The sequence below is a fragment of the Candidatus Endoriftia persephonae genome (assembly GCF_023733635.1).
Taxonomy (GTDB): domain Bacteria; phylum Pseudomonadota; class Gammaproteobacteria; order Chromatiales; family Chromatiaceae; genus Endoriftia; species Endoriftia persephonae.
The window spans coordinates 982,745-994,389 of the sequence record NZ_CP090569.1; the positions used below are offsets into that span (position 1 = coordinate 982,745).

General features: G+C 59.9%; 10 protein-coding genes and 1 tRNA gene. All 11 read left to right on the forward strand.

What is annotated here, in order from left to right:
- Positions 1 to 64 precede the first annotated feature (64 nt).
- The 11 genes from hscB to clpX all read left to right on the forward strand — a co-directional run bounded on the left by hscB (position 65) and on the right by clpX (position 11,550).
- Complete coding sequence (gene hscB / locus L0Y14_RS04445) at positions 65 to 610, forward strand: Fe-S protein assembly co-chaperone HscB (RefSeq protein WP_005962994.1); 546 nt, start codon at positions 65 to 67, stop codon at positions 608 to 610.
- A gap of 24 nt (positions 611 to 634) precedes the next feature.
- Positions 635 to 2,506 carry a Fe-S protein assembly chaperone HscA gene (hscA, locus tag L0Y14_RS04450; RefSeq protein WP_006475194.1) on the forward strand — a complete coding sequence of 624 codons (1,872 nt, stop codon included), beginning with the start codon at positions 635 to 637 and terminating at the stop codon, positions 2,504 to 2,506.
- Positions 2,507 to 2,527: 21 nt separating this feature from the next.
- Entirely contained in the window at positions 2,528 to 2,866 is a 339-nt protein-coding gene (gene fdx, locus L0Y14_RS04455) for an ISC system 2Fe-2S type ferredoxin (RefSeq protein ID WP_005963000.1), read from the forward strand.
- 20 nt (positions 2,867 to 2,886) lie between these two features.
- The gene (gene iscX / locus L0Y14_RS04460) at positions 2,887 to 3,081 is read left to right on the forward strand and encodes a Fe-S cluster assembly protein IscX (protein WP_420887015.1); all 195 of its coding nucleotides are present in this window, start codon (positions 2,887 to 2,889) and stop codon (positions 3,079 to 3,081) included.
- A 271-nt stretch (positions 3,082 to 3,352) separates the two neighbouring features.
- Positions 3,353 to 4,780: a cation:proton antiporter gene (locus L0Y14_RS04465; protein ID WP_240992068.1), complete on the forward strand. Its 1,428-nt coding sequence runs from the start codon at positions 3,353 to 3,355 to the stop codon at positions 4,778 to 4,780.
- Positions 4,781 to 4,854: 74 nt separating this feature from the next.
- Positions 4,855 to 5,460, forward strand: coding sequence for a molecular chaperone (locus L0Y14_RS04470; protein ID WP_138921884.1), 606 nt, complete (start codon positions 4,855 to 4,857; stop codon positions 5,458 to 5,460).
- 95 nt (positions 5,461 to 5,555) lie between these two features.
- Entirely contained in the window at positions 5,556 to 7,805 is a 2,250-nt protein-coding gene (parC, locus tag L0Y14_RS04475) for a DNA topoisomerase IV subunit A (RefSeq protein WP_006475198.1), read from the forward strand.
- Positions 7,806 to 7,886: 81 nt separating this feature from the next.
- Positions 7,887 to 7,971, forward strand: a tRNA-Leu gene (locus tag L0Y14_RS04480).
- Between the two features lie 94 nt (positions 7,972 to 8,065).
- Positions 8,066 to 9,352 carry a trigger factor gene (gene tig, locus L0Y14_RS04485; RefSeq protein WP_006475199.1) on the forward strand — a complete coding sequence of 429 codons (1,287 nt, stop codon included), beginning with the start codon at positions 8,066 to 8,068 and terminating at the stop codon, positions 9,350 to 9,352.
- 130 nt (positions 9,353 to 9,482) lie between these two features.
- Positions 9,483 to 10,124, forward strand: coding sequence for an ATP-dependent Clp endopeptidase proteolytic subunit ClpP (gene clpP, locus L0Y14_RS04490; RefSeq protein ID WP_005963017.1), 642 nt, complete (start codon positions 9,483 to 9,485; stop codon positions 10,122 to 10,124).
- 148 nt (positions 10,125 to 10,272) lie between these two features.
- Positions 10,273 to 11,550 (forward strand): ATP-dependent Clp protease ATP-binding subunit ClpX, encoded by a 1,278-nt coding sequence (gene clpX / locus L0Y14_RS04495; protein ID WP_005963020.1) that lies wholly within the window; start codon positions 10,273 to 10,275, stop codon positions 11,548 to 11,550.
- Positions 11,551 to 11,645: the final 95 nt, after the last annotated feature.

Here is an 11,645-nt window from a genome sequence, read left to right on the forward strand (position 1 = left end):
GGTCACTCCAGTTGGAACAGGAGCCTAAGAGTCCGGCTGCCTAGGGCAGCCGGCTTTTTTCGATATGCTGGATCTTTCGAAAAATTATTTTGAACTGTTCGGGCTGCCGGTGGGCTTCATCGTTGATGTTGATTCGCTGGCGGAGCGCTATCGCGACCTGCAAAGGGTGATGCATCCGGACCGCTTTGCCAACGCAACTGATCAGGAACGGCGGCTCTCGGTGCAGGGCGCGGCACTCATCAACGAGGCCTTCCAGACCATCAAAGATCCGATTGCCCGTGGTGCCTATCTACTCTCGATGCATGGCATCGAGATGGATATGGAGAAAGAGACCACCATGGACGCGGCCTTTCTGATGGAACAGATGGAGCTGCGTGAAGAGCTGGAGCAGGCACGCAGCCAGGCAGATCCTTACGACGCGGTGTTCGAGCTGCGTGGGCGCATCAACAAAAAGATCAATACCCTGGTCGGACAGATGGCGGTGCAGTTCGAGAGCGCCACCCCTGAGCAGCTGGAAGCGAGCCGGGAGATCCTGCGCAAGATGCGGTTTCTGCAGCGCTTGCGGGCCGAGGTCGAGGCCGCGGAAGCTGAGATCGAAGACGCACTCTGAACATCATTGGACTGAAACTGAATCATGGCACTATTGCAGATCGCCGAACCGGGCCAGGCCCAGGCACCCCATCAGCACCGGCTGGCCGCCGGTATCGACCTGGGCACCACTAACTCGCTGGTCGCCAGCGTGCGCAGCGGCAGGGCAGAGACCCTGGCCGATTCCGAGGGGCGCCACCTGCTGCCTTCCGTGGTGCGCTACAGCGATGAGGGGATCAGCGTCGGCCATGCAGCGAAGGCGCAGGCGGCGCAGGATCCATTCAACACCATTGCTTCGGCGAAACGTCTGATCGGCCGTGGCGTGGAGGAGATCAAGACCCTCGGCAGCCAGCTTCCCTACCAATTTGTTGGCACTGAGACGGCGGTGCCGCGGATCCGCACGCTGGCTGGCGATGTCTCGCCGGTTGAGGTCTCCGCTGAGGTGCTCAAAGTGTTGGCACAGCGCGCCGAGTCAACCCTCGGCGGTGATCTTACCGGGGTGGTGATTACCGTCCCCGCCTACTTCGACGAAGCGCAGCGTCAAGCCACCAAAGACGCCGCCAGACTGGCCGGTCTGAATGTCTTCCGGCTGCTCAACGAACCCACCGCCGCGGCCGTTGCCTACGGACTCGACAAGGGGGCCGAAGGGTTGCACGCGATCTACGACTTGGGTGGTGGCACCTTCGATATCTCCATTCTGCGGCTGCACAAGGGGGTCTTCGAGGTGCTGGCTACCGGTGGTGATTCAGCCCTTGGCGGTGACGATTTCGACCGTGTAGTGGCGGAGTGGATGATGCAGCAGGCGGGCATCCAGGACGGCGCGGACCACCGCCAGATGCGTCGTCTGATGCGCGACGCCTGTGCCGCCAAAGAGGCCCTGAGCGAAGCGGATGCGACTGAGATCGAGCTTGAACTGGCGGATGGTACACATTGGCAGGGCCGGCTTGAGCGCGAACAGTTCAACGCGCTGGTCGAACCGCTGATCAAAAAGACCCTGATGGCCTGTCGCCGGGCGCTGCGCGATGCGGGTGTCGAACCGGAGCAGGTCGAAGAGGTGGTGATGGTGGGCGGTTCTACTCGGGTACCGCGGGTGCGTGAGCGGGTTGGTGAACTATTTGGTGGTGAGCCGCTGGTCGATATCGACCCGGATCGGGTGGTGGCGGTGGGGGCGGCGATCCAGGCCGACATCCTGGCCGGCAACAAGCCCGATGACGAGATGCTGCTGCTCGACGTGATCCCCCTCTCGCTCGGCATCGAGACTATGGGTGGGCTGGTGGAGAAGCTGATCAGCCGCAACACCACCATCCCGGTGGCCCGCGCCCAGGAGTTCACCACCTTCAAGGATGGCCAGACGGCGATGGCGATCCACGTGCTGCAGGGTGAGCGGGAGCTGGTCAGCGATTGCCGCTCCTTGGCGCGATTCGAGCTACGCGGTATCCCACCGATGGTGGCCGGCGCGGCGCGCATTCGCGTCACCTTCTCGGTGGATGCGGATGGCCTGCTCAGCGTGATGGCGGTGGAGCAGAGCAGCGGGGTGCAGGCACAGATCGAGGTCAAACCCTCCTACGGGCTGACCGATAACGAGATCGAAAGCATGCTGCGCGCCTCTATCGACCATGCCGATGATGACAAACAGGCGCGTGCTCTGCGTGAGCAGCAGGTGGAAGCGGATCGGGTGATTGAGGCGCTGGAAGCAGCGCTGGCCGCAGATGGCGAGCGGTTGCTCGATAGTGACGAGCGCGCCACCATCGATGCCGCCCTGCAGCAGCTGCGTGACCTCTCCCGCGCCGATAGCCTGGCCGAGATCAAGCAGGCGATTTCGGCGCTGGAGAAGGCCTGTGGCTTCTACGTCGAGCGGCGCATGAATCAGAGTATCCAGCAGGCGATGGCTGGCCACAGTGTTAATGAATTTGAGTGAGTTTCAGCAGGAGAAGCCGTAATGACCCAGTTGATCTTCCTGCCCCACGAAGAGATCTGCCCCGAGGGTGCCGTGATCGAGGCGGAGCCAGGCACCACCATCTGCGATGCGGCGCTGGCCGGCGGCGTCGAGATCGAGCATGCTTGTGAGAAGTCCTGCGCCTGCACCACCTGCCACGTGATCGTGCGTGAGGGTTTTGATTCCCTGGAGGAGTCGACTGAGGAGGAGGATGACCTGCTCGACAAGGCCTGGGGGCTGGAGCCGGAGTCGCGCCTTAGCTGTCAGGCGCGGGTAGGGGATGAGGATCTGGTGATCGAGATTCCCAAATACACCATCAACATGGTCTCAGAGAGCCACTGAGCGAGGAGCATGTCATGGGACTGAAGTGGATCGATATCCAGGATATCGCCATCGAGCTGGACGAGGCCTACCCTGAGGTGGATCCGACACAGGTCAACTTTGTCGACCTGCGCAACTGGGTGATGGCGCTCGATGACTTCGACGATGACCCGGAGCACTCCGGCGAAAGGGTCCTCGAGGCGATCCAGGCGGCCTGGATCGAAGAGCGGGAGTAGGAAGAGGGGGCACCGTGCCGCGCCGCGATGCGAGTGGAATGGCATGCTGAATAGAAAGCCACGCTTTTGCCCAGAATCCCTGCTCCAGGTTTGACGTTTCTCCCTAGAGCCTGAGTATCCCTGGTGACAGGGTTCCACCGTTCTCTATCTCTCCACACTGTGCACCTCTTTGTTTCCATTAAAGTGGTCGGCCTGACCTTGTAGTAAACTGCCAGTAACGATGGTTCCTCTGCCGCAGACCTTTTTCGCTGCGGCGTGAATGAGGGGTGTGATGGTCGCTGAGCCGAATATCGCTACAGGTCTCTCGCATGGCGACCCGGTGGCGCCAGTGATCTTTGGCGTCACCCTGATCCTGATCGCGGCACTGATCGGACGCTACACGGCGCGCCAGTTGAAGCAGCCCTCGGTGCTGGGTGAGCTGGTGATGGGGGTGGTGCTGGGTAACCTGCTGCACTTCGCCGGCTTCGAGCTGATGAGCGTGTTGCGCGAAGGGGTTGGCTGCACCGAGTTGTCGGGTCTGGTGATGTCGGGGTTGTCGCTGGAACAGGCGGTGCAGCAGCTGGTCGGGCCTGAGTATGCCGCTGGCTTCCTGCAGGTGGTGAGCGGCCCGCATGGGCGCGAGTATCTGTCGGTGGCCCAGGCGGTGGATGTCTTCTCCCGCTACGGCGTGATCTTTCTGTTGTTTCATATCGGTCTGGATACCTGCGTAGCGCAGCTGCAGCGGGTCGGTGGTGACTCTCTGCGGGTGGCGCTGATCGGCGTACTGGCTCCCTTTGCGCTCGGCTTTCTAGTCACCTGGTGGCTGACGCCGGATGCCCCCCACACCCAGCATATGTTTCTCGGCGCGACGCTGGGTGCCACCAGCATCGGTATCACTGCCCGGGTATTGCAGGATCTCGGCCAGAGTCGCTCCGGGGTGGCCCAGGTGGTTGTCGGTGCGGCGGTGATGGACGACGTGCTCGGTCTGGTGATGCTGGCGATCGTCTCCGGCATCGTGGTCACCGGCAGTATCGAACTGGATGAGATCCTGCGTATCATCCTGTTGGCGAGCCTGTTTATCGCCAGTGTGCTACTGCTCGGGCCGCATATCATCCGCGCCCTGATCCGCCTGCTGCGACACATGGAGGTGGTGGAGGCGAAGCTCTTTATCCCGTTTGTGTTTGTCATGACGCTTGCCTGGCTGGCCAATCTGGTGGGTCTGGCGACCATTGTTGGTGCATTCGCCGCTGGTCTGTTGATGCTCGACAGTCACTTCCAGGCCTGGGGCGACTACCGTAAGCACAAATACTCGATCAAGGAGCTGTTCGCGCCGCTGGAGGCGATTCTGGTGCCGATCTTCTTTGTCCTGATGGGCATACAGGTGAAGCTGGAGAGCTTTCTCGATCCGCAGGTGCTGCTGCTCTCGGCAGGACTGACCCTGGTGGCGGTGCTCGGCAAACTGGTGGCAGGTCTGGGTGTGATGGGGGCTGATCGCAGGCGTTTGGCGGTGGGCATTGGCATGATGCCACGGGGTGAGGTGGGGCTGGTGTTTGCCTCCATCGGCATCAGTCTGAATGTGATCGACAAGGCGATGTTTTCGGCGGTCTTGATGATGGTGATGGTGACGACCCTGGCCACCCCGCCGCTGTTGAAGTGGGCGCTGGGTGACTCTACAGAAGGCAAGGGCCCGGATCGCTCGGTCGGCAAGCAGTGCCAGTAGGGCTTGCGGATTGTCATTGTCGATGATGCGCGCAGCTGTTTTAATCATCTGATCAGAATCTTTGGTCTGCCGTCATGTGTATCACCCCGCTAACATCCTTCAACCAGCAAGCGCATCGGGATCCGACCTGGTGGGATCGGGTCTGCTGGTCTCCCTTGTCGCTGCTGAGTCTGGAGGGGGTGCTGGGGTTTTCTCTTGCGGTTTGGGCTGGGCTGAGCCTGGAGCTGGCGCCGCAGGCCTTCAATCTGCTCTATGGGGTGTTGCCCTTTTTTCTGTTTGGCCTTTTGCTGCAGCACTATCCACGCTGGCTGAGAAGTCGGGCGGTGGCACAGCTGCGCTTCTCTGTGATCGGCCTGCTGTTGCTGACGGCACAGCTGTTCTGGTTGCTCAACGCCTGGGATCTGATCGGGCTGCTGCCCTATCTGATCGCCCTGTCAGCCGCCTGGTATCTGCTGCTGGATGGTTTGCGACAGCTCTATCGCCTGGCGCCGGGTAACGGCTATCGGCACGAGCGCTGGATCAATCACGCCCTGGGGCTCGGTGCTCTGCTGTTTCTGCTTGGGGGTGTGGGTGGCTTGAGCGGTGAGTTTGCAGTGCTTTGGCTGTCGATTCTGCTCGGTCTGGGACTGTTTCTGCTGCCGACCCTGCTTCTGTTCTGGCTGCGCCTGCGGCTGAGTTGATTCCCCTGCGTATTCCCTAATTCTGGGGCATTCCGTATTATCTCCGGCTGTTTCGGGCCCTTTGGCCCTTTATGACTGGAAGAAAAGCTGCCCAGATGAGCGATACCATCGATCAGAGCCTGGAAGGGGTGGAGCGACTGCCGCTCAGCCTTTTCACTGAGAAGGCCTATCTCGACTACTCCATGTACGTCATCCTCGACCGCGCCCTGCCGCACATCGGCGACGGTCTCAAGCCGGTGCAGCGACGTATCGTCTACGCCATGTCGGAGCTGGGACTGAGCGCGGCGGCCAAGTTCAAGAAGTCGGCGCGCACCGTGGGTGATGTGCTCGGCAAGTTCCATCCCCACGGTGACTCTGCCTGCTACGAGGCGATGGTGCTGATGGCGCAGCCCTTCTCCTACCGCTATCCGCTGGTGGATGGGCAGGGCAACTGGGGCTCGCCGGACGATCCAAAATCCTTCGCCGCGATGCGTTACACTGAGTCGCGCCTCACCCCCTATTCACAGGTGCTGCTCTCTGAGCTGGGCCAGGGCACGGTGGAGTGGCAGCCGAACTTCGACGGCACTCTGCAGGAGCCGTCGCTGCTGCCGGCACGCCTGCCCAATGTGTTGCTCAACGGTTCCACCGGTATCGCGGTGGGCATGGCCACCGACATCCCGCCGCACAATCTACGCGAGGTGGCCGCCGCCTGCGTGCATCTGCTGGAGTCGCCCAAGGCGAGCCTCGATGATCTGCTCGACCACATCAAAGGGCCGGACTACCCCACCGAGGCGGAGATCATCACCCCGCCGGAGGAGATTCGAAAGATTTATGTCAGCGGCAAGGGCTCGATCCGCATGCGTGCCCGCTATGAGCGCGAGCAGGGCGAGATCATTGTTACCACGCTGCCGCACCAGGTCTCCGGGGCGCGGGTGTTGGAGCAGATCGCGGCGCAGATGCAGGCGAAGAAACTGCCGATGGTGGAGGATCTGCGTGATGAGTCGGATCATGAGAGCCCGACTCGGCTGGTGATCGTGCCGCGCTCCAATCGGATCGATGTAGAGCGCCTGATGTCGCATCTGTTCGCTAGTACCGACCTGGAGCGCAGCTATCGCGTCAATATCAACCTGATCGGCACCAATGGTCGCCCTGAGGTGAAGGATTTGCTGAGCCTGCTGCGGGAGTGGCTGGCGTTTCGCACCGCGACGGTGACTAGGCGGCTGCAATATCGGCTCGATCAGGTGCTGGATCGGCTGCATCTCCTCGAAGGTCTGATGATCGCCTACCTCAATATCGACGAGGTGATCGCCATCATTCGCTATGAGGATGACCCTAAGGCGGAGCTGATGCGCCGCTTTGCTCTCTCCGAGCGGCAGGCCGAGGCGATCCTCAATCTGCGGCTGCGCCACCTGGCGAAGCTGGAGGAGTTCAAAATCCGCGGCGAGCAGGATGAGCTGGAGCAGGAGCGCGACTGGCTGCAGAAGACCCTCGGCTCCAAGCAACGCCTGCGCACCCTGATCCGTAAGGAGATTGAGGCCGATGCGGAACGGTTTGGTGACGAACGCCGCTCTCCTATCGTCGAGCGGGCGGCGGCGGAGGCACTCTCCGAGACCGATCTGAGCCCCAGCGAGCCGGTTACGGTGGTACTCTCGGAGAAGGGTTGGGTGCGCGCCGCCAAGGGGCATGAGATCGATCCCGCCGGGCTCAGCTACAAGGCGGGTGATCACTATCTCGCTGCGGCGCAGCTGCGCAGCAACCAGGCTGCGGTGTTTCTCGACTCCAGCGGGCGCAGCTACGCGCTGCCGGCACATACCCTGCCGTCGGCGCGGAGTCAGGGTGAGCCGCTGACCGGTCGCCTTGCGCCGCCGGTGGGGACCAGCTTCTGTGCGGTGCTCGGCGGTGATGCCAAACAGTGGTATCTGCTCGCCTCGGATGCGGGCTACGGCTTCCGTGTACAGCTCGAGGTGATGCAATCGAAGAACAAGGCAGGCAAGGTGCTGTTGACTCTGCCGAAGGGGGCGAAGGTGCTGCCGCCGCTACCGGTGCATGATCCGGATGGTGAGCGGGTGGTGGCGATCACCAATGAGGGTCGCATGCTGGTCTTCCCGCTGGCGGAGTTGCCCGAGCTGAATCGCGGCAAGGGCAACAAGATTATCGGGATCCCGCCGAAGCGAGTGGCGTCGCGCGAGGAGTTTGTAATTGCCCTGGCGGTGGTGCCGGCAGGGAGCGCGCTTACTGCTTATGCGGGCAAGCGCCATATCACCCTGAAGTCATCCGATCTTGATAGCTATCAGGGTGAGCGGGGACGTCGTGGCAACAAATTGCCGCGTGGTTTCCAGAGGGTCGACCGGATCGAGCCCAGTTGACGATCCTGGTGTGACTTCCGGCGTGGATGCGCTGTCAATATGTGGATATAATGCACGATTCTACGCCGGAAGTGCGGATATGCGAAAGTGGCGGAATTGGTAGACGCGCTGGATTTAGGTTCCAGTGGGGCAACCCGTGGGAGTTCGAGTCTCCCCTTTCGCACCAAATTTATCATAATCCCGGTTACGGGGTTCGATCTGAATTCAACTTAGAGACTTTAAAATTGTGAGGTGGCCTGCGCTGCCAGGAGACGAGATTGATGCAAGTATCGCTGGAATCAGGGGAAGGTCTGGAGCGGATCCTCTCTGTGGAGTTGCCTGCTGAGCGGGTCGAGGAAGAGGTAAGCAGACGCCTGGAAGAGATCGGTCGCACTGCCCGCATGGATGGTTTTCGTCCTGGCAAGGTGCCGATGCGGATGCTGCGCCGTCAGTATGGTTCTCAGGTGTTGCAGGAGGTCTACGGCTCGCTGGTGGAGTCGAGTTATCAGGATGCGCTGCAGCAGCAGAACCTCAATCCTGTTGGTCCGCCGAAGATTGAGCCCAAACAGAGCGATGATGAGAGTGTCTTCGCCTATACCGCGACACTGGAGGTGATGCCGGAGATCGAGCTGGCAAAGATCGAGGGCAAGATTACCCGCCCGGTGGCCCAGGTGGTCGACCAGGACGTAGAGGATATGATCGAGAAGCTGCGTGGGCAGCGCATCAGCTGGAATCCGGTGGAGCGCGCCGCGGCAGAGCAGGATCAGGTCAAGATCAACTTTAAGGGCATTATGGATGGTGAGGCCTTCGATGGTGGCAGCGCCAATGATGTGCCGCTGGTGCTGGGTTCCAACAGCATGATCGACGGTTTTGAATCCGGCCTGATCGGCGCCCTGGCCGGTGAGAGCCGCACCCTGGAACTCAAATTCCCTGAAGACTACCGGGTGGAAAAGCTGGCGGGTAAGCCTGTAACCTTTGAGGTGGACGTGATCGAAGTGGCTGAGGCGGTACTGCCTGAGCTCGATGATGCGTTCGCCAAAGAGTTCGGTTCCGACGAGGGTGTGGAGAAGCTGAAGAGCGATATCCGCGAGAATATGGAGAACGAGCTGAAACAGCGAATCAAGGCGCGTCTCAAAGGGCAGGCGATGGACCTGCTGATCGAATGTAATGAGCTGCACGTGCCGACGGCGCTGGTGGACGAGGAGATCGACGCGCTGCGTAATCAGACTCGCAGTCGCCTGCCTGCCGGTTCCTCCTCCATGGAGCTGCCACGCGACATGTTTGAGTCTCAGGCCAAGCGCCGGGTCGGGCTAGGACTGCTGATCGCGGAAGTGATCAAGAAGAACTCGATTAAACTGGATGATGAGCGGGTTCGTCAGACCATCGAGGAGTTCGCCGCCAGCTATGAGCAGCCTGAGGAAGTGATCAAGCACTACTACGCGAATCAGGAGCAGCTTGCCGCAGTACAGAATGTGGTGCTGGAAGATCAGGTGGTCGACTGGGTCATGGAGCAGGCTGATGTTGTCGATGAGCCGACAAATTTTGCGGAGCTGACCGCGGAAAGCTGATCCGCCGAGCTGGCAACAGGCCAGGTTTTGGGGCGGGAGGATTGTGCTGAAGCCTGGTCTTTGGGATGGCACCACCATCCCCTGCCGAGCATAGGGTAATGGGCCTGTCGGCCCTAAGGATTTCGAAGAGATGACCGATATACAAAACATGGGTGGAGTGGATACACAGAATCTGGGTTTGGTGCCGATCGTCATTGAACAGACGGCGCGAGGCGAGCGATCCTTCGATATCTATTCGCGCTTGCTGAAGGAGAGGGTGATCTTCCTGGTGGGTCCGGTGGAAGATAACATGGCCAACCTGGTGGTGGCGCAGCTGCTGTTTCTTGAATCCGAGAATCCGGACAAGGATGTTCACCTCTATATCAATTCACCGGGCGGCTCGGTTACAGCAGGCATGTCAATCTACGACACCATGCAGTTTATCCGTCCGGACGTCAGTACTATGTGCATTGGCCAGGCTGCCAGTATGGGTGCGTTGCTGTTGACGGGGGGGGCGCCTGGCAAGCGTTATTGCCTGCCCAACTCACGCATGATGATCCATCAGCCGTTGGGTGGTGTTCAGGGGCAGGCGTCGGACATCGAGATCCACGCAAAAGAGATTCTGTTGCTGCGCGAGAGACTTAACGAGATCTTGGCTCACCATACCGGGCAGTCGCTGAAGCAGATTGCAGCGGATACGGAACGTGATAATTTTTTGGGTGGTGAAGATGCTGTTGCCTACGGCCTGATCGATCAGGTGTTGGCGCAGCGCAGCCTGGCGGCGGGCGAATAGAGGGTGTGGCTTCCTCAGTTACTCCGAATTTGTCTGGATGAGTCAGTTTGTGGCGTGCTACCTTGCCATCAGGTTTGGGTTCGATATGATTAGGCATGCTCGGGAGAACGGGATGCGGACCAGTAAACTCTCGCAGGAGATTGTATAGATGAGCGGCGACAAGAACGGTAAGAACGACGACGGTAAACTGCTTTACTGTTCATTTTGCGGCAAAAGCCAGCATGAAGTGCGGAAGCTGATTGCTGGTCCATCAGTTTTCATCTGCGACGAGTGTGTCGAACTTTGCAACGACATCATCCGTGAAGAGATGCATGAGTCTGGCGAGAAATCCTCAGATAGCCTGCCCCGTCCTCACGAGATCAATAAAACCCTTGATCAATACGTCATCGGCCAGCAGCGCGCAAAAAAGGTGCTCTCGGTGGCGGTCTACAATCATTACAAGCGTCTGGAGAGCCTCGGCAAAGAGAGCGATATCGAACTTGCCAAATCGAATATCCTGCTGATCGGCCCCACCGGATCAGGTAAAACTCTGCTGGCGGAGACGCTGGCGCGCCTCCTTGATGTACCCTTCACCATCGCGGACGCGACCACTCTGACAGAAGCAGGCTATGTGGGCGAGGATGTTGAGAATATCATCCAGAAGCTGTTGCAGAAGTGCGATTATGATGTAGAGAAGGCGCAGACCGGCATCGTCTACATTGATGAGATCGATAAGATCTCCCGCAAGTCTGACAATCCTTCCATCACCCGGGACGTCTCTGGCGAGGGTGTGCAGCAGGCGCTGCTGAAGCTGATCGAGGGTACAGTCGCCTCGGTGCCGCCCCAGGGCGGGCGCAAGCATCCGCAGCAGGAGTTCCTGCAGGTTGACACCTCCAATATCCTGTTCATCGTCGGCGGTGCCTTTTCGGGCTTAGAGAAGGTGATCAAAGATCGTTCGGAGAAGGGAGGTATTGGGTTCTCCGCTGAGGTCCACAGCAAGGACGAAGCGCGTTCGGTGGGCGAGATCATCGTTGATGTGGAGCCGGAAGATTTGATTAAATATGGGCTGATTCCTGAGTTTGTCGGCCGTCTACCGGTGGTCGCGACCCTCCAGGAACTGGATGAGGATTCGCTGGTGAAGATCCTCACCGAGCCAAAGAATGCGCTTACCAAGCAGTATGGACGGCTGTTCGAAATGGAAGGGTGCGAACTTGAGATCCGCGCGGACGCTCTGCGCGCCATCGCAGGCAAGGCGATGGAGCGCAAGACGGGTGCACGCGGCCTGCGCACCATCCTGGAACAGGTGTTGCTCGACACCATGTATGACCTGCCCTCTATGGATAATGTTTCCAAGGTGGTGCTGGATGAATCGGTCATCGCCGGGGAGACGGAGCCGCTGATGATCTACGGCGGAGGGGAGCAGCAGCAGATTGCCGCTTCTGACTGATCTTAAAAGTTCTCCGGTGGGTGATTTGAGCTCGCCGGAGGGTTTTTATGCTTGAATTTTCCCCGGGACACCCCAATTCTATCCGTACGTTGTAT